The organism is Streptomyces hirsutus, assembly GCF_001418415.1.
In the GTDB taxonomy this organism is placed as follows: domain Bacteria; phylum Actinomycetota; class Actinomycetes; order Streptomycetales; family Streptomycetaceae; genus Streptomyces; species Streptomyces hirsutus.
This window is the reverse complement of the sequence record NZ_LIQT01000065.1, coordinates 23,714-46,626: the sequence shown is the minus strand read 5'-3', so window position 1 is coordinate 46,626 and position 22,913 is coordinate 23,714. Positions and strand designations below refer to the sequence as shown.

Annotated in this window: 16 protein-coding genes, 2 pseudogenes and 2 CRISPR repeat arrays; of the genes and pseudogenes, 6 read left to right on the top strand and 12 right to left on the bottom strand. The window is 68.5% G+C overall.

Features of this window, described 5'->3' with window-relative positions:
* Positions 1-49: 49 nt before the first annotated feature.
* Positions 50-689: direct repeats of the CRISPR family, unit length 29 nt; unit sequence CGGAACACCCCCACGTCGGCGGGGAGGAC.
* Positions 690-706: 17 nt separating this feature from the next.
* From cas2e to casA, 7 genes are all read right to left on the bottom strand, one after another.
* The gene (gene cas2e, locus AOK11_RS05830) at positions 707-1,024 is read right to left on the bottom strand and encodes a type I-E CRISPR-associated endoribonuclease Cas2e (protein WP_055592550.1); all 318 of its coding nucleotides are present in this window, start codon (positions 1,022-1,024) and stop codon (positions 707-709) included.
* Positions 1,024-1,977, bottom strand: a complete 954-nt coding sequence (gene cas1e, locus AOK11_RS05825; RefSeq protein ID WP_055592549.1) for a type I-E CRISPR-associated endonuclease Cas1e — start codon at positions 1,975-1,977, stop codon at positions 1,024-1,026. The genes cas2e and cas1e overlap by 1 nt, the downstream gene beginning before the upstream one ends.
* 56 nt (positions 1,978-2,033) lie before the next feature.
* Entirely contained in the window at positions 2,034-2,684 is a 651-nt protein-coding gene (gene cas6e, locus AOK11_RS05820; RefSeq protein WP_055592548.1) for a type I-E CRISPR-associated protein Cas6/Cse3/CasE, read from the bottom strand.
* Positions 2,681-3,475, bottom strand: a complete 795-nt coding sequence (gene cas5e / locus AOK11_RS05815) for a type I-E CRISPR-associated protein Cas5/CasD (RefSeq protein ID WP_055592547.1) — start codon at positions 3,473-3,475, stop codon at positions 2,681-2,683. The genes cas6e and cas5e overlap by 4 nt, the downstream gene beginning before the upstream one ends.
* Positions 3,472-4,599, bottom strand: a complete 1,128-nt coding sequence (gene cas7e, locus AOK11_RS05810; RefSeq protein WP_055592546.1) for a type I-E CRISPR-associated protein Cas7/Cse4/CasC — start codon at positions 4,597-4,599, stop codon at positions 3,472-3,474. The genes cas5e and cas7e overlap by 4 nt, the downstream gene beginning before the upstream one ends.
* The gene (gene casB / locus AOK11_RS05805) at positions 4,596-5,228 is read right to left on the bottom strand and encodes a type I-E CRISPR-associated protein Cse2/CasB (RefSeq protein WP_240497234.1); all 633 of its coding nucleotides are present in this window, start codon (positions 5,226-5,228) and stop codon (positions 4,596-4,598) included. Before casB ends, cas7e begins: the two co-directional genes overlap by 4 nt.
* 74 nt (positions 5,229-5,302) lie before the next feature.
* On the bottom strand, positions 5,303-6,898 hold the full coding sequence (gene casA / locus AOK11_RS05800) for a type I-E CRISPR-associated protein Cse1/CasA (RefSeq protein WP_055592545.1): 1,596 nt from the start codon (positions 6,896-6,898) through the stop codon (positions 5,303-5,305).
* Positions 6,899-7,873: 975 nt separating this feature from the next.
* Between casA and AOK11_RS05795 the strand changes: the two genes are divergently transcribed.
* The gene (locus AOK11_RS05795) at positions 7,874-9,082 is read left to right on the top strand and encodes a PP2C family protein-serine/threonine phosphatase (RefSeq protein ID WP_206188785.1); all 1,209 of its coding nucleotides are present in this window, start codon (positions 7,874-7,876) and stop codon (positions 9,080-9,082) included.
* A gap of 88 nt (positions 9,083-9,170) precedes the next feature.
* Complete coding sequence (locus tag AOK11_RS05790; RefSeq protein WP_055592543.1) at positions 9,171-9,419, top strand: hypothetical protein; 249 nt, start codon at positions 9,171-9,173, stop codon at positions 9,417-9,419.
* A gap of 210 nt (positions 9,420-9,629) precedes the next feature.
* Here the strand turns inward: AOK11_RS05790 and AOK11_RS05785 are convergent, their stop codons facing one another.
* Positions 9,630-10,178: a DUF5994 family protein gene (locus AOK11_RS05785; protein WP_055592542.1), complete on the bottom strand. Its 549-nt coding sequence runs from the start codon at positions 10,176-10,178 to the stop codon at positions 9,630-9,632.
* 202 nt (positions 10,179-10,380) lie between these two features.
* Here AOK11_RS05785 and AOK11_RS46650 point away from each other — a divergent pair, with 202 nt between their 5' ends.
* Positions 10,381-10,977 (top strand): transposase family protein, encoded by a 597-nt coding sequence (locus AOK11_RS46650; RefSeq protein WP_420902966.1) that lies wholly within the window; start codon positions 10,381-10,383, stop codon positions 10,975-10,977.
* A 133-nt stretch (positions 10,978-11,110) separates the two neighbouring features.
* A complete protein-coding gene (locus AOK11_RS05780) occupies positions 11,111-11,671 on the top strand; it encodes a DUF5994 family protein (protein ID WP_276204802.1) in 561 nt (186 codons plus the stop codon).
* Here AOK11_RS05780 and AOK11_RS46130 read toward each other — a convergent pair.
* From AOK11_RS46130 to AOK11_RS05770, 3 genes are all read right to left on the bottom strand, one after another.
* The gene (locus tag AOK11_RS46130; RefSeq protein ID WP_276204801.1) at positions 11,668-11,793 is read right to left on the bottom strand and encodes a hypothetical protein; all 126 of its coding nucleotides are present in this window, start codon (positions 11,791-11,793) and stop codon (positions 11,668-11,670) included. The two genes, AOK11_RS05780 and AOK11_RS46130, sit on opposite strands and share 4 nt — an antisense overlap.
* Before the next feature lie 514 nt (positions 11,794-12,307).
* On the bottom strand, positions 12,308-15,145 hold the full coding sequence (gene cas3, locus AOK11_RS05775) for a CRISPR-associated helicase Cas3' (protein ID WP_055592541.1): 2,838 nt from the start codon (positions 15,143-15,145) through the stop codon (positions 12,308-12,310).
* A 191-nt stretch (positions 15,146-15,336) separates the two neighbouring features.
* Positions 15,337-18,659: direct repeats of the CRISPR family, unit length 29 nt; unit sequence GTCCTCCCCACCGACGTGGGGGTGTTCCG.
* A 165-nt stretch (positions 18,660-18,824) separates the two neighbouring features.
* The gene (locus tag AOK11_RS05770) at positions 18,825-19,937 is read right to left on the bottom strand and encodes a tyrosine-type recombinase/integrase (RefSeq protein WP_055592540.1); all 1,113 of its coding nucleotides are present in this window, start codon (positions 19,935-19,937) and stop codon (positions 18,825-18,827) included.
* Positions 19,938-20,109: 172 nt separating this feature from the next.
* Here AOK11_RS05770 and AOK11_RS05765 point away from each other — a divergent pair.
* Together AOK11_RS05765 and AOK11_RS46645 are read left to right on the top strand one after the other, a co-directional pair.
* Positions 20,110-20,616, top strand: a pseudogene (locus tag AOK11_RS05765) (rhomboid family intramembrane serine protease); the annotation flags it as partial.
* A 357-nt stretch (positions 20,617-20,973) separates the two neighbouring features.
* A pseudogene (locus AOK11_RS46645) lies at positions 20,974-21,996 on the top strand (IS630 family transposase).
* A gap of 38 nt (positions 21,997-22,034) precedes the next feature.
* On the opposite strand, the gene AOK11_RS05750 reads toward AOK11_RS46645, so the two are convergent.
* On the bottom strand, positions 22,035-22,886 hold the full coding sequence (locus AOK11_RS05750) for a hypothetical protein (protein WP_055592539.1): 852 nt from the start codon (positions 22,884-22,886) through the stop codon (positions 22,035-22,037).
* Positions 22,887-22,913: the final 27 nt, after the last annotated feature.

Sequence of the window (22,913 nt, the reverse complement as noted above, 5' to 3'; positions counted from 1 at the left end):
ACGTCGGCGGGGAGGACAGGCTCGCCACGGTCGGCGCCGGCGGGGCCGGCGGAACACCCCCACGTCGGCGGGGAGGACGACGGAAACACCCGGCCGGTCCGCTGGTACCGCGGAACACCCCCACGTCGGCGGGGAGGACACGGTTGGCGTCTTCGAGGTTCTGGACGGTGCCGGAACACCCCCACGTCGGCGGGGAGGACTGGGACACCGTGCTGAAGCCGTTCTTCAGCGGCGGAACACCCCCACGTCGGCGGGGAGGACGCCTTCTCCCACGTCGCCCAGACCAGATAACACGGAACACCCCCACGTCGGCGGGGAGGACGTCTGTTCCTCACGCAGCTCGGTGCACTCTTCCGGAACACCCCCACGTCGGCGGGGAGGACGAGGGCGACGAGCGGAAGCGGGCGCACGAGGACGGAACACCCCCACGTCGGCGGGGAGGACAGGCCGCGGGCCCGGGCAACGTAGTCCTGGTACGGAACACCCCCACGTCGGCGGGGAGGACCCGTCGCGGTGACCGCCCACCCGGGCGCCCGCCTGGAACACCCCCACGTCGGCGGGGAGGACCAACCGCCCCGCTCACCCGGCCACCATCACACCGGAACACCCCCACGTCGGCGGGGAGGACCCCGGGTTGGCCGCGATCGTGGCGTCCCAGATCGGAACACCCCCACGTCGGCGGGGAGGACCCTTCCTGACCTGCACCTTAAGAGGGGGATTGCATTTCCTTTACCTTTGGTGCGGCGGTCATGCGGATCAGAGTAAGGCCGTCGAAGTCGACAGGGACCCGGCGGCGGGTTCCTGCGGTGCGGATGGCGTAGCCCTGTTCCGTGGCGGCGGGGTGGACAAGAACGGCGGCGCCGTTGCCCACGACTTCGGTGACGGCGTTCCAGAGTTCATCACGGACGCGGGCCGAGACGCTGCCGACGAAGATGCCGGGCACTACTTCGCTGGTCCATCGGCTGAGGGCGCCGCGCAGGTGGTCGGGGACCGCGGTGGTGGCGATGACGACCATGGAGGGCATCAGCCGCCTCCTTCGGCGTAGTTGACGCCTGCTGGGAGGACTCCGGCTTTGGGGTCCCAGAGGTGGACCATCCGCACGTCACGCCGTTCGGAGCGTTCCTCGTCAATGTCATCGTCGGCTGTGGTCGTGTGGGTGTGGGGCGGGGTCAGCAGGGACTGGACGTCCTGGACGATGCGGGGCAGGAGACGCAGGAGTCGGAGGTCTTCGCGGAAGCGGCGGCGGGCTTCCTGTTCGGGGTTGTCGGAGCTGTGGAGGGCGAAGGCGAGGGGGAGTGTGATGTCGGCTTTGTAAAGGTCGGCGATGTCGTAGATGAAGGCGTGCTGGGTGCCGGCGTGGACGTAGCCGAGGGCCGGGGAGAGTCCGAGAGCGAGCAGGGCGGCGTGGACGACGCCGTACAGGCAGGTGTTGGCGGCGGACAGGGCGAGGTTGACGGGGTCCTGGGTGTCCCATTGGTCGGGCCGGTAGTTGCGGCGGAAGCGTCCGATGCCGTGCTGCTGCGCGAGGATCTTGTAGAACGCCTTCATACGCTGGCCTTCCATACCGCGGAGCTGGTCCAGGGTGACGGATTCCGGTACGTCGGCGTCCTTGAAGCGCATCCGGTACATGCGAACGGCAACCTCAAGGCGCCGCGTCGGGTCGGCCCACGTCGCGACCTGTTGTTCGAGCCAGTGGGTGGTGAGGGAGTCCGGGAGGATGCCCGCGTAGGCACGGACGCCGCCCGCTCCGACGCAGACGACGCTGGTGCCGTGCCGGGCGAGGGTAGTCAGGGCCGGGGTGGTGATGGATACGCCCGGGCCGAGGAGCAGGCAGGACAGGGCGGCGGTGGGGATGTAGACGAGGTCGGTGCGGTGTTCGTCGATCTGGATCTGCGCGCACACTCCGGTGTCGTCCTGCACCACGCGGACCATGTCCAGGTAGAGGAAGGACAGGGAGTCCGCGACGCGGGGGAGCATAGCCAGGGTGGGGGCGGCGAGGCGTCTGCGCGCGTCGCCGCCCCGTCGTGGCGCGCTCACGTGGTTCTCACGGGTGCGAGGCTGAGCAGTCCCGCGCCGTACGGTTTGCCACGTCCGATGCCGTGGATGACGGCGTCTCGGAGAGCGTCGGGGTCGGTGACGGCGGCGGTGCCGTCGTAACGGAGCAGGCTGTGCCGCATGCGGGGGGCGTCTCGGCCACGGGGGCGGGCCGGCTCCATGCTGATGGGGGTCAGGACGTGAAGGTCGAGGCCAGCTTCGGCGGCCCGGCGGAGCCACCACTGGTCGGCGTCGGCGCCGGAGAGCGGCACGATCCGTCCTCGCGTCCCCTTCTCCTCCAGGGAGAGCCGCTCCCGTTTGGCGGGGTTGAGGACGATGCGGTAGCGGACGCCGAGTCCCTTGCGCAGTGCGGTGAACATCGGGGCGAGGCTCTTGACATCGGCCTGGCCGTATCCGGTGGGCAGGTGTGCCGGGTCGAGCCTGGCGGCCTGGACGAGGAGGGTGCTGGAGGTGTCGGTCTCGTCCAGGCGGTACAGCAGCCCGGCCTGGTGACGGGGGGCGTCGCCGAGGCCGTCGGGGACCATCCGCATGACGGTGCGGTGCATCTGGGTGGCGTCGCGCAGGTCCCGCTGCACGTCGCGGCTGTGCGGGTTGAGGCGGATGCGTGCGATCACCGGATGGTCGTTCATGCGCTTTCCTCGAGGTGGGCGTAGTCGATCAGGCGCTGCATCAGAGTCTCTGAGGGGCCTGCGAGGGAGCGGGGCACCAGTACCCGGGTGCGGTGGAGGCGGCGGCCGGTGTGGCTGCGGCCGTGCTGGGCGAAGCTCACCGGCACGTCGTTCACGTCGATGACGTCGACCGGTACAGGCTGTCCGGAAGTACTGGTGGACGGTGGCTGTTCCAGGAGGAATTCCACGGCGACCGTCCCGGCTTCCTGACCGTCGCCGTCCTTCGCCCGCGGTGCGGTGCGGCTGAGCGGCACCCGGGTGCGGAGTTCTTCCTCGGGGTCGTCGACGTGGCGGCGCAGGAGGAACGGCTCGTCGGGGACGCAGGAACGACGGCCCAGATAGGGCGCCCAGTGCGGGCGGCTCAGGGCATCCGCAAGGCGCTCGACGGTCTCGTCGGCTGCGGTGACGGCGACGACGAACACCGCGTCGGACAGGTAGTGGCGTCGGGTGATGACGGCGGCACCCTTGTTGCTGCCTCCGCTGGTGGCGGCGGTGCGGTCCTTGGGGAATCCGCCACCGACGGTGTGGTAGTCGACGAGCCGGACGCCCGGCCGGTCCACGCGCACGGTGAACCGCAGGTCCTGGTAGCGGTCCAGGCCCGCCTCATCGCGGCCGATTCCCTCGGCCGCAGCAAACATTCCGATCAGTGCGGAGCGGGTCGGGAAGGGCGCGGTGTCCCGCACCGGGGTGAACGCGGAGCGTTCACCCCAGGACTGCAGGGGGCCAGCCAAACGCAGCAGGAGCCCGCTCACTGCTGATCCTGCACAGCGGGCACAGCAGCATCGACGGCGGCATCGATCAGCTGGTCGAAGGAGTCGTGGGCGGTGCCGAGCCCAGCGTGCTTCTCCTTGGGGTTGATGACGGTGTGGCCGTGGAAGCGGCGGTTGCGGTTGCCGGTGAGGCGGTTGATGTTGCCGGCGTAGGCGTCGAGGGCCTGCCGGGAGGGCTGGGAGAAGCCGCCCTGCTGGTCGCCGGTGACGGGTGTCTCGAAGGCCGCGGCCAGAGAGAGCGGTCGGTGTTCACGCACGGCGAGGTAGGCCAGGTCCGGGACGGTGTGCGGGGCGGTGCTGTTCTTCTTGGCCTGCGGGAGGGAGAGCAGAAAGTGCTCGGCGAAGGAGCTGAGTACGGTCCGGACGGCCTTGACGTCGCCTTCCAGGTTCTTCAGCAGGTCGGCGACGTTGACGGTCGCGTACCGGTAGAAGACGCCGGCGCTGAACTCGGCGGTGTCGAGGTGACCACTGCCGGTCTCGGCCTCGCCCAGCCAGTCGTCGACGGCGGTGAAGTAGTCACGCTGCGGCTCGGCGGCGTGCGTGGTGAACGCGTGGGCGACCTGGGCCGCCCCGTCCACGTTGGCGTCCGGGAGCTCGGCGAGCATGCGACCCAGCAGGCTGATGGAGGCGGTGCGCCGCTTGAGGATCGCCTCGATCGTCTGGGGCGGCAGTACCTGGCCGGGCTTCTTCTTGTCCTGGGCCGCCTCCAGGGCCTGACGGTGCTCGGCGCACACGGCGGCCAGTTCGTCGATGGCCGCCTCCGGCAGGAACAGCAGCACCGAGGTGTGGCCGGCCGATTCCGTGCCGATGCCCTTCTTCCCGGCGCTCGCGGCGACCTGCGCTCCGGCGAACGCGGCCAGCTCGGTCGGCCAGCCGGCGCTCTCGAGGGCGCGCTGCACCTTCGCCGGCACCAGGCGGGTGCGGGCGGCCTTCTCCCCGAGATCCTGCTCGACGCCGAGCCGGATGACCCGCTTCCAGGACTGGCTGGAGACCCGGATGCGGGGAGCGTTGCCGTAGCGCACCTGCTTGGGGGAGCCGAGGTCGTCACGGTTGAGGTTGGCGGCGGGCACCGACTGCAGGGCGCTCAGGTCCAGGTAGAGAGTCATCGGTCGTTCTCCTCGGCAGAATCAAAGGGGGCGGGCTCGGTCGTGCCGCTGCTGGCGGTGCGGAAGTAGCTCTCGAGCCAGCGGGTGGCGATACGGTCGCGGCTGCGGTTCCACCGGGCAAGGTCCTCCAGGAGGACCGCCCAGTCGACCGCGATGCCGCCGACCAGGAGCTGGCGGACGAGGGCGGGCAGGCCCGGGTGGACGGCATCACTGCTCTGGCGGGCCATCAGGTGAAGAGCGCTTTCGGCAGAGTTCTCCTTCAGGACGCCCTGAGAGACGGCCTGGCCAAGCGAGGCGCCCAGGTTGGAACGCTCGTACCAGGAGACGGACGCGCTCTCGTCGGGCGTGGCGTCGCGGGCCGAGCGGGGACGTGCGGCGATCAGCGAGGCCACCGCGTAGTACGCCCGCCGAACATCGGCATGGTGCTGGTCGTCGTGGTCGCGCATCCACGGCACCAGGTAACGGTGCATGTAGTTGCACCGCTCCACCGGCAGCCCGAGCCCGCGCCGCAGGGCGGCACGGGCCTGCGTGGACTCGCACACCTGGTGCACGTAGGCGACGAACCGGTCCGAGATACGGACGGTCGAGGAGGTCGGCGGAACAGACACCGCCGGCACGGAATCGGTCATGAGACATCCCTGATGCGGGGAAGGGTGAGGTGACGAAGCGCCGACAGCGTCGGCGTGGGCGCAGCCGGGTGGGTTCAGTCGGATGCGGACGGCTGCAGCAGTGTGAGAAGGAGACCGCGGGCGCGGTGACGGGCGCGCGCCACCCGGATGTCCGCACGGTTGGCCTGGCCGATGGCCTCGTCGAGAGCGGCGAGGGCCGCGTCGACGAACGGCTTGTCGACCCGGTCTGTGATGCGGCCGGGCTCGGTAAGCTGCCAGAATTTCTTTTCGGCGGCCGGCCAGTAACGAGTCAGCGCGGCAGAAGCCCACGGACCGGGCTTGCGGGCATCCAGCTTGATCTTGGCCTTGGGCGACAGGTCTACACCCGCGTCGGTGGCGATCTTCCAGGCGATCCTCGCGGCGAAGTCCAGCCGGTCACCTGCCTTCTCCGCAGCAGCGTGGCAGCGCTTGACGTGATAGGCCATCTCCGCGTCGTTCTCCTCCTGCCACTGCAGGACCTGCGGACTCGTCGCCCGGAACCAGACGCTGTCCTTCTGCTGACCGTCCTGGTCGAAACCGTAGGCGCGCACCCTCAACCGTGGCAGCAGCGGCCTGGGCAGGTGCTCGAGAGCCGGAGGGCGCCGGGCGTCCTGCCGACTGTCCTTCAGCAGCAGCGAGTCGAGATCCCGCCACAGGGCCCTCGCCCCGTCGGCCTCCCGCGGCTGGAAGTCCCCGTCCTTGCGCCGGTCGAGGATCTGGTACGGATCACGCACCTTCTGCGGCGGCTCGTGCGTCGACCAGGTGATGTAGGCGTCGGTCACCGTCCGGCCGTCCTCGGACGGCACGAGCAACGCGGCATGACGGAACCGGCCGGTCAGCATCCGGCCCGGCCACGTGACCGGCGGCAAAGACTCCAGAGGGGCGTTGAGGTCCTCCTCCCACGGGCAAGCGTCCTGCGCCTCCCAGTCGACCTCGGCCTGAGGGCTCGGCACGGCCAGCACCAGCGTGCTGAACAGGTCGGGCCCCCAGGGAAAGTAGGAGACGGACTTGCGTAGCGGGGCCGCGTCACCGCTGCCCGCCCGCTCACCGGTGATCCGGCGGGGCGTGCACTGCCCGGACGGCCCGTAGTACAACTGCGCGATCAGATGCCAGGCGGCCTCGGCGGCCGGTACCGGCACGGGCGCGGTGTCGGTGAAATGCCCGAACAATACCGCCCCGTTGACGCCCGTGGGGCGGCCCATCACGAGCTTGTTCACCCCGGACGGGTTCGGCGTCCCCTTCGCGTCCACGCACTCCGCGCGCAGCCGCGGATCCTGGAGGAACGGCCGCTTGGGATGGAACAGGTCGAACCGGCCCGCCAGAGCTGCCCGGCCGAAGTACGCGTCCACCGCCTGCGGATCGAACCGGCCCGCCTTCAGCACACGCTCCCGCAGATCGAACCAGTCGTCGATGTCCTCCGCAACGTCCGGATCGTCGAGCCGGTCACCACCATCGGCAGCGATCCTCGCCGCGATCGGCGCCAGAATCCGCATCAAGCCCGCCGCTGCCGGCGGCACCGGCATCTCCAGGTCCTCGATCTCGTGCGCCCGCTTGAACAACTCGCACAAGCCCACGCACGCCGACCCCCCGGTCAGCAGACGCACCGGAACCCACGGCTCGACCCGCAGGTCGAATCCCCCACTCACGGCCATCCCCTCCAACAACCCTGGTCCATGACGCACCGGCACGGCAAAGCCCCCAGCAGCCCTGCTCCGGCGTCGTATCGGCATTCAAGCAGCCACCACCGACAGCGGAGCCGTTTTCCGTCGAACGCAGCACCAGTACAGCACTCCCGGACAGTGCACGCAGCGTTTTTGAGAAGGTCGAAGACCAGGGAGGGTGCAGGAGGTACGGAGGGCGAGGGAGGGGAAGATCGACTTGCCCGCGTTGCCCTCAGTCGGCTACAACCATCGTCAACACGCCGACTGGGCAAGGGAATTAGTCGGCCCAACCATGAGGAGAACTATGCAGCCGGCTCTTCCCGTCCCGCGGACTGCCGCAGCGCCTTGGGTGCTTGTGGTCGCCGTCATCGTGATCGTGATCGGCATGCGTCCGGACCCGGCGACGGTCGGATCGTGCAGCGTCTTACTGCTGGGGGCCACTGAGGCATACCGCCGCCTCTCCCGGTAATCTCCAGGGAGGTGGCCCCTCGGCACTCTCTGAGGGCCACCTCCCTGCCGAAGCGGGGGTGTTTCAGTCGAGGGGCAGGGAGGTTGCCTCAGCCCTACGCCTTCCCCGCCGACGTGGGGGTGCCTGTTTTCGACAGGGTGAATGGGAGCCACTCGGACAGTGAGATCGGGAGCCACTGTTTGGGCATCGAAGTTGAGAGCCACCTGTCCCGACCGGGTACGACATGCCGCTTTTGGCGTAATGAGCCCTTTAGGCTAGTCAGCCGCGTCACTCTGTGCGGGTTGATCACGGTCGGTCAGGAACCCGTGCGTACAGATCGCGTGAGTGGGTCTTCGAGCGGATCTGCAAGGTGAGCCGGGTCTGTCCCAAGCCCCAAGGCCGAGGCCAGCCGCCTGGTGAGCGGCCCCTTGGAGAGGATCGCCCAGCGGGCGAAACCGGTTCTGCTGTGGTGAAAGGGAGCGGCTGTGGCGGACGGTGGGCGGCGGCCTGACAAGGCCATGGTGGACCGGTCGGAAGGGTTCGGTGAGCGGCTGCTGGGGGTGCTGCTGGACCGGGCGCACGAGATGCCGCCGCAGCTGATTGCCCCGCTGATCGCGGAAGAGGTGGCCAGGGTCGGTGGCCGCGACGTCTCGATCCTGCTGCAGGACTACGGCCAGCGGGTGCTGGTGCCGCTGGCGGGTAGGCGGCTGTTCGTCGGGGAGCCCGAGCCGATCGGTGACTCCCACGCCGGCACGGCTTTCCTGTATGCGACCCCTGTGGAGGTACCGCAGGCCGACGGCGTCCGGATGTACCTGCCGTTGCTGGACGGCAGCGACCAGGTGGGAGTGATGGCGCTCACCCTGAACACCGTCGATGACGACGACCGGCGACTGCTGCGCAGACTCGCCGGTCTGGTCGCCGACATGCTGGTCACCAAACACAGCTACACCGACCAGTTCTTCCAGACCCGACGGCGCGAGCCGATGAGCGTGGCCGCGGAGATCCAGTGGTCCCTGCTGCCGCCAGTGGCCATGTCCACCCCGCAGGTCGCGGTGGCCGGAATCCTCGAGCCCGCCTACAGCGTCGCCGGCGACAGCTTCGACTACGCCCTCAACGACGACATCCTGCACGTGGCCACGATCGACGCGATGGGCCACGGTCTGGACGCCGCCACCATGGCAACCGTCGCCATCGGCGCCTACCGCCACGCCAGACGCGCCGACGTCGGCCTGTCCGAGATCTACGCGTTCATGGACCGGGCCATCGCCGGGCAATTCGGGCCCGACCACTTCGTCACCGCGCAGATGATGCGCCTGAACGTTGCGACAGGCCACCTGCAACGGGTCAACGCGGGCCACCCGGCACCGCTGCTGATCCGCAACCACCAGGTCGTCCGGCAACTGGAGAGTGCGACCACCCTGCCGGTCGGCTTCGGCGGTGAACAGCCCCAGCTCAGCGAGCAGACGCTCCAGGTCGGCGACCGGGTGCTGTGCTTCACCGACGGCCTGATCGAGGAGCACGAAGCCGGCGGGAAGCAGTTCGGCGTGGAACAACTCATCGCCTGGGTCAACCGCATCGAGCACGCCGAGAAGGGAGTGCGGGCGGTGGTGCGCTCCCTCTCCCACGCCCTGATGGAGGAACGGGGCGGCACGACCAGCGACGACGCGACCCTCTTCCTGATCGAGTGGCGCGGGGGCGCCGCCGACCACCTTGCCACCCTGGAATGAGCCGATACCGCCCGACTGGTGGTGCGGCCGTTGGCGGGGAGATCTGGCATGTCACGCGAGAAAACCGCGAGGGATCTATCGTCAAGGTATGAGCGTGTTCATCAAGCTGGTGGAGAACCGGCCCCCCAAGGAATACGCGGAGCTGGCGGCTGCAGATATCTCCTACGACGACATCACCGAAGGTGATTCGCCCGCCACGTACGAGTACGACCTGCTTCCGAGCGGCGCATTGCGGATCCTCAGGGTGACCAAAGGCGAAGCCGCTGTCGTCGAATCGATCTACGCTCCCGGACTCTGGTTCCGTGTCCAGGGGCAGTGGCGCGGTAGTGCGGAATAGCAAGCACTCTGCCGGCGGCCGGGCGCTGCCGGCTGCTGAGCTCGGTCGTCGGTGCTTGAGGTCCGAGCAGAATGTGCTCATGCTTCGCGTCAGCCTGCGGAATCACGTCGGAAACTACCTGCAGGTGTACCGTGGATTGTGGGTTGCGCACTCTCACGTGTTGCGCCTGAAAGGACGGCCCCGGCGGTTTCACCGGGGCCGTTTTGAGGATCACGCTGAGCGTGCTGGCGCGGTCACACGGGCGCCATGGCCGCCCTCGGAGTCCCAGACCGCTTCTCGGGCTTGGTCGGCTTCTGTCACCATCCGTTGGAGTTCGGCCCTCTCCAGCAGGTCACTCGCTGTGTGGCTGCGCAGCGGGCCGGTAGCCGCGGTCATCAGCCAGGCGGCGATGGCCGGATCCGTCTGCGGCGGAATCACCAGCAGGTCCCAGCGGCTGACGGTGTAGGAGAGCAGCAACAGCTTGTGGGGGTCTTGCTCGGCCTTGAACCAGCCGACGCTCACCACGTGCCCGTCAACGGGCACCTTCCGTGGGATGACCGGCCAAAGGGTCGGGTTCACCGTGACATGGGTGATGCGCCCCCAAAGGGGATCCAGCACCGCTGTCAACGCAGGAAGTTCCGCCGCCAGGTCGCGGGAGCGGGGCCACCAGGCACCGTCCAGAAGAGCACCAGGGGTGTCCGTTGAGGCGAGCGTGAGACGCAGAGGCAGCGAAAAGGTCCGCTCCTCGACCGCCGACGTATACACAATGGTCGCGGTCATGACGCGGACCTGTCCCCGGGCCGGTGTACACCGGCCCGGTGTTGTGAATCGCCGAGAACGACAGGAGCTTAGAAACTCCTATGCGAAATGTCCTCGGTAATTTCAGGGTACTCCCGGATACAGCCCGCCGGGCGGTTTCAGGGTGACGGATATCAGGGCGTTTTGACGGGCCTTCGAACTTGAGCGGTGCACTCGGCTGGCGGTGCTGACCTGTCGTCACGATGGTGACAGTCGTGGTGGTTGTCGGCATCCGAATGCAGAGCATCCGTGGTCATACCTGATCATTTCTGTTCTCGACGCAGAACGATCACGCAGGAGCCACGGGCTTGGTCAACGATACGGCGTTGCTGCTCGACCTCGACGGGGTGTCCGTCGCACGTGTCGAGCGGCCCGAGGGCGGCAGACGCCGGTTCCATCGGTCACGGCGGACGAGTCAGCGCGGGCTTGTCCGGCTTGCGGGGCATTCGCCTCCCGGGTGAAGGGCTCGGCGGTGACCCGGCCCCGCGATCTTCCCTACGGGGACAGCGGCCTGGAGTTCTTGTGGCACAAGCGCCGCTGGTTCTGCCGTGAGCCGCGGTGTCCCCGGCGGTCGTTCACCGAGCAGATCGCCCAGATACCGGCCGGCGCGCGGCTGACCGGCCGGTTGCGTGGTGCGGCTGGGCGGCGCGTACGTGATGCATCTCCAGCGCACGACCATGATCAATCTCGGCGCTGCTTCCTGTACCTCAACTACTCACACCCGGAGCCAGCGGGGGGGGGAGAGATCGTCGGGCGGGCTCTGCGGGAGCGAACCACCTGAGCGCGGGCCCCCGCCCCGCCACCGGTTGCACAGAGTACAATTGCAGTCACCAGGACGTTTCACCGTTGGCAGCCGAGTCGGCGTCGCCCTAGACCAAACCGGTTCCGTCGAGAACCGAGACGGGCGGCACGCCATGTTGCCGAACCACAGCACTGCATTCGTATGGGGGCGCTCCCCCAGCCTCTTCCCGCAGCCGACGGCGCCCTCGGCAGTCCGGCTGACCCTGGACCCTACGCTGGCCCGCGCGGGAATGTTCGATGGCGCGTGGTGGCCGCATTCCCGCGATGTCCGCGCCGAGCTGCCCGGCCTCATCACCGCACTGAGCGCGCACCTCGGCGCGATCCTGCGCGTCGGGCTGGACCAGGACGCCTGGGACGACATCCCACGCAGCCTCACGATCGACGGCCGCGTCGTTCACATCGGCTGGTTCACCGCCAGCGATGACACGATGAGCGTGACCCGCGGGCTCAACGACCACTTCATGCTTCTCGTGGTTCCGCCGTGGGCCACCGCGCCAGCCGCGGCGGCGGCCATGGCGATGGCCGCGCGGACCGGCAACCGCATGCCGGCTGCGACGATCCTCGCCGCTACCGGCACCACCCCCGAAATCCCCGACGCGGTGCCCCTGCTGGCGGTCGACGCGGAGGGCCAGCGGATCCAGGAGGCCGAAGGCGGCGCCGCAGGCCCTGTTTAGCCCGCACCGGTCAGCCCGTCGGTGCGGAGCACCGCCGAGTTCGTCCCACCCCGCCTGGTCTCGGACCGCCAGTCGCCCGTCATCTGCACGACCCGGCTGACTTCACCGAGATGGACCTTCATCCCCTCCACCCCACAGCCCGTGAAGCTCTTGGCAGGTGCACGATGGATCTCACCGAACGGATACCAGTAGTGATCGCCGTGTGGCCGCCACCCTGGCCGCCACCCTGGCCGCCACCTTTGCCTCAGCCACCGCCGTGGCCTCAACCGCTACCGCGGGGGGAGAGATGGGCGAGGTTACCTCTCTGACACCAGCTACCAAGGAACCCACGCGTAGTTGATGGCAGCGTATGGCGCGGACCGCGGCGCCAGCGGTGCGTAGTTCTGTCACAGGGCAGCGTTGGAGGCATAGCGGTGCAGCGGAGCAACGGGGCTGCCGCACATCCGGCATTCGCGCGTCGAGCCATCACCGCCACAGCCAGAAATCACCCGATCGAGGTGGCTCTCAATCTCATTGCCGATCACGGACTTGCGTCGTGTCCATTCCCACCACGGATGGGGCAACGTGGCTCTCGACCTCAGTGCCGGAGTGGCTCCCATTCATCCTGCCGAAAACAGGGTGCCCAACTGGACTCGGTCACTTACGGACAAGCCCGAGGTCCTCATCCAGCCGCAGTGTCTTGCCGCCGACCTTCACCGCTTGCACACTCCCGCCCTGCACGGGCTGGCGAAGAACACGCAGTTCTCCGAGCATCGGGTGCTCCGTCCACGACTTCGGCGGGGCGACAGTGTCGGGATCCGCTTCCTTGAGCCAGTCGGCACGGACCGGAATGGTGCGGCGCATCACCTCCCGCACGGACGAGACCGGCATCTTGCCGTCCGACGCGGCCTGGGGAAGCAGTCGCTCACCCTCAGGGTCCAGGGTGACCCGGCCGTCCTCCTGGACATAGGCGCACAGCAGTCGCACCGAGTCGGCGCCGAGCCTGGTGGACACCTCCCACTCGTCCTCTCCACCGGGCAGATCGTGCAGGTCGTGCAGCGCGCGAACGCTCAACGCGCGCGTGACGGCGAGAAGGCCGGCCATGCTGCGTTCCGCCATCTCCTTGCCCTTGTGAGCCGTCCAGGCTTTCGCCTCGCTGCTACCCGGACTGTTCCAGTCGAAGTCCTCGTTGTTCCCGTGGACGGCTTCGACCAGGCCTTGCACGTCGCCCGGGATGGAGATGGTCCCGCCCCCGATTCCGGCCAGAGTGTGGGAGGTGGTGGTGAGGAGGTGCTCGGAATACACCTCGCCCCACTGCTGTGGGGTCTTCCCGCCGCCCACGATCGGGTCGAGCACGATAAGACGCGGCCCGCTCGCCCAGGCCGGGCGGCCGCGGCCGTCGGGGTAGCCGTGCCGGGCCCAGTGGTTCTCGTGCCGCCAGCACCGTCCGGCCCGCTGCAGCAGCAGGGACAGCGGAGCAAGGTCGCTGATGACGATGTCGGCGTCGAGGTCAAGTGACTGCTCGACGACCTGGGTGGCGACGACGATCCGGCGCAGCGGACGCGGGCCTTCCCGGCCCAGCCCTTCGGTGACCTCCCGCGTACGGGCCTCGCGTACGTCCCCGGGGAAACGGGCGTGCAGCAGTTGTACGCTTCCGCCCTGCTCGTGGGGGCGTTTGCCGAACCGTTCACGGAGTCTCAGGTAGGTGTCCTGCGCGTCTCCTACGGTGTTGCACACCACCAGGGCGGTGCCGTCCGCCCCCTCGCCCACCGGCTTCAGGAGCCGTTCGATCACCGCCAGCCGGTCCCGGGCACCACCGGAACCGTGGACGACCGGCTCCACCACGACACCGAGCTCCATGCCCCGCGCACGCGCCTGCTCATACTGGCGAGCAGGAGAAATCTGGGTCGCCCGGCCGCTCTCCCCGTCCACATACAGCCACCCGGGGTAGGGCGCCGGGAACGTCCGTCTGCTCAGGGCCCGCGTCTTGTGGCCGGCGCCCTGCAGGTACTCCTTGATCAGCCGGTCGCTGACCGACGCCGGCAACGTCGCCGACAACAGGACAACCGGCACGCCGTACGCCCCGAGCCAGTTCAGCAACCGGCCCAGCAACACCTGCATGTACGGGTCATAGGCGTGGGCCTCGTCGACGATGAACGTCTTCCCCGACAGGCCCAGCAACCGCAGCGCGTTGTGCCGCACCGGCAGTACCGCCATCAGGGCCTGGTCGATCGTGCCAACCGCGAACTGCGCGAGCAGCGGCCGCTTGGGCCCGCGCAGCCACCGCTGCGGCCGCATGTCCGCCTCCGCCCGCCGACTCCCCACCCCGGCCTCGTCACCGTCACAGGTCAGTACGCTCTGCGCGTCCAGGTCCTCGTCGGCGTAAGCACTGTTCAGCCAGGCCATACTGTGGACCAGCGTCAGCCCGGCATCCTCGCCGGACTGACGCAGCAACGCTTTCGCGACCCGCCCGTGCATCTGATCGCTGGTAGCCATCGTCGGCAGCAAAAACGCGTACCCCTGTGTGCCGAAGACCTCGGACAGAACCCGCTCGGCCTCCAGAGCCGTCTCGCTCTTACCGTCACCCGGAGCCGCGGTGACGAGGAAGATGCCCCCACGACGCCCCTCGCCCATCGCCTCCCGCAACTCGTCCATCACGGACCGCTGCAATGGATTCGGCTCGCCCTGAATGCCGTACGCCTCCGCGAACCCCTTGCGCTGCAACCACACCCGGGCCAACCCGGCCTCGGCCAGCAGACGGGGAGCGTCCTCCTGTGAACGCTTGAAATGATCCGCCAGCACCGGCTCGAGCCCCCGCTGGCGTTCCCGAAGATAGTCCTCCTGACTGACCAGCCAGTCCGCAAGAATGACCACCCCCGTCACCAGCACCGCGGCCGACGCCTTGAACACCCCCGGCGCCTGCGGCGCTCCCAGCGACTCATGCACCGTGGCTGCGTGCGCAGTCCTCTGCCGCGCCCAGGCGGCCCCGCCGAGAAACGCCGGAGCGATGCCGTCCTCGACGCGGTGAAAGCGTCCGTGATGACCGCCGATGACCTCGGCCAGCCGCTCTGCGACCCTCAGTTCTCCGTCAGCGGCAAAGCCCAGATCCGCCAGCACTTCCTTCGCACCCTGCAGGCCGGCCACGTCATGCCCGAACCGCTCCGCGCTCATCTTCATGCGGTCGCCGCCCAGCTCCGCGCTGAGGTACTGGCTGCCGTGCCAGGAGCAGAACTGAAACCCTGAGAGCTTGCCGATGTCATGCAGACCGGCACACAGCCCGACGACCGCCCTCGCACGTTCCAGCTCGCCCGCCAGTCCCATCCCGTCGGCGATCCGCAGACGCTGGTTCTCGGACAGGTAGGCATCCCAGAGGTGCAGCGCCATCGCGGCAGCGTCCAGGAGGTGCCGGATCAGCGGATACGGCGGCAGCCCCGGATCCAAACCTCTCGACTTCCCCCACACCGACTCATCCGGCGCTTCCCACTTCCCCGGCATCCTCGCCTCCTCACCCCAGCCAGCGGACCACGCCCCACTACTGGAGCCGGCATTCAACCACTCCCCACCGACAGCGCTGCAGTCGTCCGGCCCCGATATGGTGAAGACGTGCAGCTTCACCCGTCGCGACGCAGAGTCGCCCTCAATGCAAAGGAAGGGCAAAGCCCTTCTTGAGCCGCAGGTCAGGAAGGGTCCTCCCCACCGACGTGGGGGTGTTCCGGCGTACTGGGAATCCCTGTACACCACCACGACGTCCTCCCCACCGACGTGGGGGTGTTCCGGCCAAGGTTCGTGCCGACATCAACCAGCTCGAGTCCTCCCCACCGACCTGGGGGTGTTCCGGCATTCCCCGATGAGCCTCTTCCGCCGCACCCGTCCTCCCCACCGACGTGGGGGTGTTCCGTTCGGGGTGTACGCCCCGGCCGACCGCACCAGGTCCTCCCCACCGACGTGGGGGTGTTCCGGCAACGTGCCGGGCGTTGTGCCTGCGGCCGGAGTCCTCCCCACCGACGTGGGGGTGTTCCGTGGGCGAGGGCGATGTCGAGGTAGACGGCCTCGTCCTCCCCACCGACGTGGGGGTGTTCCGTCGGCAGCGGCCTGCAGTTCCAGGTGTTCGCTGTCCTCCCCACCGACGTGGGGGTGTTCCGCAGCCGCGCGTCTTCCGGATCACCCGCTGGGCGTCCTCCCCACCGACGTGGGGGTGTTCCGGCCGAGTGCGGGCCGTCCGGGACCGCGAGGGCGTCCTCCCCACCGACGTGGGGGTGTTCCGGACCACCTACCATGCGCATTTACGCGAAGTACGTCCTCCCCACCGACGTGGGGGTGTTCCGCGGGCCGGGAGCTTCGCGTTCTCCTCGATGGAGTCCTCCCCACCGACGTGGGGGTGTTCCGTCCTGTGGTCCAACACCCAGCTTGGCGACCAAGTCCTCCCCACCGACGTGGGGGTGTTCCGGAGACCTGACCATGCGCAGCGACGACATCCTCGTCCTCCCCACCGACGTGGGGGTGTTCCAGGAACGAGGAAGTCATGACGACACGGTTCGACGTCCTCCCCACCGACGTGGGGGTGTTCCGGCGTCGTACTTCTCGCGCAGGGCGTCCCTGGCGTCCTCCCCACCGACGTGGGGGTGTTCCGGCGAGCGACGGCGGGAACACCGTCCGGCAGTAGTCCTCCCCACCGACGTGGGGGTGTTCCGAGTGGATTGGCGACGCACGGCCGTTCTTCCAGGTCCTCCCCACCGACGTGGGGGTGTTCCGCCAGTGCCGTCGTTTCCCTCATGGATGAGATCGTCCTCCCCACCGACGTGGGGGTGTTCCGGTCCAGGGCCTCGCCATGTAGTCGTGGAAGTCGTCCTCCCCACCGACGTGGGGGTGTTCCGACCCGAACGCCGACCTGTGGCGCGTCGGAATGGTCCTCCCCACCGACGTGGGGGTGTTCCGGTGACAGCCGAGTACAAGACGGGCGGGACGTCGTCCTCCCCACCGACGTGGGGGTGTTCCGGCGGTCGCGTGATGCCCACCTGGCGTAACGAGGTCCTCCCCACCGACGTGGGGGTGTTCCGGCGGTCGCGTGATGCCCACCTGGCGTAACGAGGTCCTCCCCACCGACGTGGGGGTGTTCCGCCGAAGGGCGTGACATCGCGTTCGACAACTTCGTCCTCCCCACCGACGTGGGGGTGTTCCGCCCGGGGTTTTCGTTGCCGCGGCGCAGACGCAGTCCTCCCCACCGACGTGGGGGTGTTCCGGCGATCCTCCGGTCCACCGAGTGCGTCGTCACGTCCTCCCCACCGACGTGGGGGTGTTCCGGCGATCATCGAGACGATGAGGAGGCCGGGCAGGTCCTCCCCACCGACGTGGGGGTGTTCCGCGGCGCATCCCGTACGCCGTGGTGAACCCGGAGTCCTCCCCACCGACGTGGGGGTGTTCCGTGGTGGTGGCGGAGTCACTGGTACGAGGTGCTGTCCTCCCCACCGACGTGGGGGTGTTCCGCAGATCGACACCCGGTTCGGCTTCCGCGGCAAGTCCTCCCCACCGACGTGGGGGTGTTCCGCCGTCGCGCGCCCACTTCAGGTCCGAGCATCGGTCCTCCCCACCGACGTGGGGGTGTTCCGCATCCTCGGAGGTGGCGGCGTATTCGTAGCCCGTCCTCCCCACCGACGTGGGGGTGTTCCGCGTGGGTGGAGCACCCGTATTTCCGGTATCGCGTCCTCCCCACCGACGTGGGGGTGTTCCGACAATCACGGGCGGCACCGTGACCGGCGCTCTGTCCTCCCCACCGACGTGGGGGTGTTCCGCTGCGCCGCTGGGGACGCGCCCGGCTGGCCGCGTCCTCCCCACCGACGTGGGGGTGTTCCGTCGATGGCCCGGTCCAGAGCGGACCAGAGCACGTCCTCCCCACCGACGTGGGGGTGTTCCGGACCATGAGGTCGTTGTCGGGGGTGTCGGCGTGTCCTCCCCACCGACGTGGGGGTGTTCCGTCCGCCACCCGGGCTCACAGCGACGTCGTCCAGTCCTCCCCACCGACGTGGGGGTGTTCCGGCGTTGTAGCCGGTGGTGCAGGCGACCCGGGCGTCCTCCCCACCGACGTGGGGGTGTTCCGCTGGATCCTCAGCCGATCGAGGAGTGAGCTCAGTCCTCCCCACCGACGTGGGGGTGTTCCAGTGGGTCGCGCGTCCTGTGGATAACCCGGTGCCGTCCTCCCCACCGACGTGGGGGTGTTCCGATCGACGACAACGCCTACCTGACGCTTCCCGGGTCCTCCCCACCGACGTGGGGGTGTTCCGGAGCGCGATCACCTCGGGGCGGTGCTGCAGGAGTCCTCCCCACCGGCGTGGGGGTGTTCCGAGCGTGGTCGGTTCGGTGGGGCGGCATGTGTGGTCCTCCCCACCGACGTGGGGGTGTTCCGAACGCGTCGTCGCTCATCCGGTGCGCCAGCAGGTCCTCCCCACCGACGTGGGGGTGTTCCGCTTCACGCATCCGGCCAGGGCTTCGCGCACCTGTCCTCCCCACCGACGTGGGGGTGTTCCGGACTCACTCACCCGCCTGGGCAAGGCCTACGGGTCCTCCCCACCGACGTGGGGGTGTTCCGCCGCGCAAGGGGTACGCGGCGCGCGCCACGGTGTCCTCCCCACCGACGGGGGGGTGTTCCGCGGCGGGGCCCGGCTTCGGCGATGCGGCGGAGGTCCTCCCCACCGACGTGGGGGTGTTCCGCTGCTGCCGTTCGAGCCGCGCCGCAAGGAGGCGTCCTCCCCACCGACGTGGGGGTGTTCCGCCTGGCGCAGCTCGACACCGACGACCGTCCGGGTCCTCCCCACCGACGTGGGGGTGTTCCCTGGTGGGGGATCGGCCGGAACTCCTGGGAGTAGTCCTCCTCACCGACGTGGGGGTGTTCCGCTGGTGTGGTCCTCGACGACGGGCCGCTCGTCGTCCTCCCCACCGACGTGGGGTGTTCCGGTCTTCTTGCAGCGGGCCTCCGCCTTGCGCGCGTCCTCCCCACCGACGTGGGGGTAGTCCCTGGGGCAGGTAGGTCGACACGATGTTTCCGCCCGTCGTACCTGCACCCGCGAGGGTAAGTGCCCCGACCCCGACAGAGCAGCGCTGCGCGCAAGCGGTCGTCCCCGCACCCGCGGGGCGAGTCCGTACAGCCAGGCGCGGCGGTGGTAGACGGGCTATCTGTCCCTCAAACTACGGCCCTCAATTCCTCGTCCAAGAGGACCGCCGCTTTCGTGATGCTCCCAGGCATGAGGTGCCTGTACGTGCGGTAGGTGACCTCAATCGACTTATGCCCCATCCAATCGGCCACGTCGGTAATGGGTATGCCGTGGCTCAACGCGTTGGACGCGAAGAAGTGCCGGAAGCTGTACATGCCGACGCCTTCCGTCGGCGGGAGGGCCTTGAACAGCTTCGCGACCCGGTATCGCTCGTTCGGTTCACTGAAGGGGCCCTTGGGCCCCCTCAAGAGGTACCCGTCTTCCGTCGCCCCATGCTCGTCCGCGAACCGTTCGATGGCATCCTTGACCGTGCGCGGCAGGGGCACCTCTCGGAACTCGCCTTCCTTGCGGTGCTTCAGCTTCGCCAACTGGTGCGTGCTGGAGTGCACCTGCTCGGTCACCCGGTACACGTCATCCGCAACTATGTTGTTCACGTTGACCGCGCGCGCCTCGCCGTTCCTGAGCCCGCAGCCGACCATCAGGACTATCTCCAACGCCAGCTGGTGGTCCGCCTTCTGGATCGCCTTAGTGATGTACTCAGCCTCCGGAATGGCCACACGCTGTGGGGCATACTCTGGCTTTTGCACTCCACGCAGAGGGTTGTCAGCCATGACTCCCTTCTCAAACGCATCGCGCAGTAGAGACGCCAAAGCCCTGTAGACATTCAACTGGTGGCCCCGGCCCACACCCTGCGCCTCTAGGTGGTCGAGGAAGTCCTCCACCACCGTGGGTGTTACAGAGTTCAGCTTCCGCGAACCAATGATCGGATTTATCTGAACCTTGAAGTGGCTCGCCAAGTTGCGCCCCGTCGAATACTCCGTGATCTTGCGCTGGCGCGGCAACCAGGTCTTGGCGTACTCCTCTATCGTTTGCTGCCCCAGCTCTCGTCGTGCCTCGGCTACCGCCGGAGACGATTTCTTACGATCGACGTAGATTTCCGTCAGCCTGTCGATCGCCGCGTCTTGGTTTCGGTACCCACTTTCCTCCGATTGTTTGCCACGGGCATCACGAAAGCGGATGGTGTATAGGTGCGGGCAGCGGCTGGGCTTGGCACAGGAGCAGGTTTTGAAGAAGGAACCCATGCCGCGAGCGAGCTGACGAGCCAAGGAGCGAGACCTTCCGAAGGGGCGGACGAACCAGCGAAGGCTGACTCTGCTGTCACGTCCCGCGGCCAGCAAGGCGGAGACCTCCGACTCGCCACATGCTGACTACTTGCTGACCAGGGGTCACCCAGCATGCATTTGACCTGCGTTAATGTCCACCCTTCAGATCTTCGGCAACACAATCGAGGACCGCATGGGCCATCTGCGGTACCTACTGTTCTACCTGGTCTGCGGGTACGCGGCCGCATACGGATTCGCACTCACGAACCCCGACGCCACCACTCCCCTGATCGGCGCCTCGGGCGCCATCGCCGGCATCCTCGGCGCCTACCTGGTGCTCTACCCGAAGGCCCGCGTCTGGGTCCTCGCCCCCTTCCTGATCTTCCTGCCCCTACGCCTGCCGGCCTGGATCGTCCTGGGCCTGTGGTTCGCCCTCCAGGCGGCGTACTCCTCCGGCGCGGGCGTCACCGGCGCCGGAACGGTGGCCCACGTGGTCGGCTTCGTCGTGGGCATGCTGATCGCCTGGCCCCTCAAACCGGGCACTCCCCCACCACCCGAACCCGGCGGCATCCTCTTCGGACGGCAGACCCGACGGGGCTGGCAGGGCCGCACGCCAGGGGCAAGGCAACGCGAGGAAAACCTGCACAATTTCATATGAGCGCCATTTGCCCTACCCGGCCAGCCGTCGATCTTTGAGCGATTCAACCACCTGCATGCTTTACCAGGTTCGGAGCCTCCAGCAGGGTTCGCACTGACTCATCGCTGACTTTCCTGACACTCCATCAGGTAGCAAGCGCTCCCCCCACAAGGGTCACGCCGAGCCCGTCCATCCCGGCTCGAAGCGGAGGGCCCCAGGGACTCACAGCCGAACCCGACAGGCCCTCCGAGTACCCCACATCGGAGATGCCTCATCACGAGGCGGCGCGGAACACAGCAGGAACTCCCCGGTTACTGACCTTCAAAGCGTGGTGTCGGTAGGACTGACGGCCCATGCTCCCTGCGGTATCCCGAGTGCATGAGGTATCCCCAGGGCGGTGGCCTGACCGACGAACGCCGGGCCTTCCGCCAGAAGGTACGAATGGAGGCGGCCGAGCGGTTCCGGCACGGCGACGAGAACGCGGTCATCGCGCACGACCTGCGGCTCAGCGTCCGGTCGGTGCAGCGCCGGCGCAAGGCCTGCTCACAGGGCGGACCGAGAGCCCTGGCCGCGAAGGGCCCGGCCTCGCTGCCACTGCTCAAAGGGCCGGTGGCCCACGGCCGGCCGGACCAACCCTGGACCCTGTCGCGGATCAAGACGCTGATCGGGCGCCGGTTCCACCAGAGCTACACCGTCCAGGGTGTGGCCGCCCTGCTCAAGCGGCACGGCCGGAGCTGCCAGATCCCCGCCCGCCGCGCGATCGAGCGCAACGAGGCGGCGGTGGCCGGCTGGGTGAAGGAGACCTGGCCGAGCGGGGAAGGACCGGGGCGGCGCTCGACGCCTGGCTCGTCGTCGAGGACGAGGCCGGCTTCTCCGTGCCGTCGCCGACCACCCGCACCTGGTCCCGCCGCGGCCACACCCCCCGTGGTCCGCGTCCGAGGCCGCTCCCGCCGCCGCTGATCGGTCGCCACCCTGGTCTGCTACAAGCCCGACGAGCCTTCCCGGCTGATCTACCGGCCCTGCCCGGACGCCCGACCCGACGGGCGCACAAGCTTCTCCTGGAAGGACTGCCGCGACCTCATCCAGTGCGCGCACCAGCAGCTCGGCGGCCCGATCGTGCTGGTCTGGGACAACGTCCGCCTCCACCTCACCCGCAGCATGCGGGAGTTCATCGAGAAGAACGCCGACTGGCTGACCGTGTTCCAGCTGCCCACCTACGCGCCGGACCTCAACCCGCAGGAGGGCATCTGGTCGCTGGTCAAGCGCGAGATCGGCAACCTCGCGGCCGCCGGTCTCTCCCAGGTCACCCGGGCCGTCAAGCGCAGGCTCAAGCAGATCCAGTACCGGCCCGACGTGGTCGACGGCTGTCTCGCCGGCACCGGCCTGACCATGAACGACTGACCGACATCACGAATTCAAGTTCAGTATCGTGACGCAAGTCAGCTCGCGGGTGTCAGGGGCTCGAACCCCTCTTCATAGCTGCCCTGGCCGTGGCTGACCCGCACGGTTCCGAAAGGCCCGGCAGTCAGCGTCGCGGTGACGTCCGGTGCGAGCTCGAGAGCACGCCCCCCGCATGGCAGGACCACGACCTCACCGGGTTGGACCGGGCCGAACAGCGCGATCGAACGACGCAGCGCATGGGCGAGCTGCGTCCACGTCCCCGCATGCAGCCACAAACGTCCCGCGGCGGTGTCCGTCGCCAGATCGAGCCCGATCAAGGCGAGGTCTACGCCCGTGGGAGCGAGCCAGGTGTCGGAGACGACGACATGCCCCGCGTGCGCGTTGTCCGCGATGCGCTCCAGCGTCGTCGAGGGCTCGTCGATGACGGTCCGCCGACTGTTGACCGCCAGCGCTGCGTACATCCCTGCGGCGGCGGCATGGATCTCAGGCACGGTGACGTCGAGGTGGTGCAGCGGGGTGCCGATCCGGATGGCGAAGGCACCCGTGACCAGCGGTTGGACGAGTTGGTTGCTCGGGATCACCGCTCCCGAGCCGTGCACCGAGCTGCTGAGGTAGTAGCCACCGACAGCGACCGCCCCGTCCGGAGACTCCGGCAAGGACACCGCCCGCCCGGCCACACGGCAGCCCTCGTCCGTGGCTCGCCGGAAGTTGAGTGACGCGACTGTCTCCGCGCCTTGTTCGGCGTACGGCTCCAGCAGGGCGGTGACGCCTCGGGCCGGACGTCCGGTCAGGTCGGCGTTGATGAGCATGTTGGCCGCGCGTTCGAGGTCGGCGTGTTTCCGGGTCTCGTCCCACGGCGGCGGCTGCGTGGTCTGAGGGTTGGCGAGCATCGGCACATGGTGTCCCGGCATGTGGTT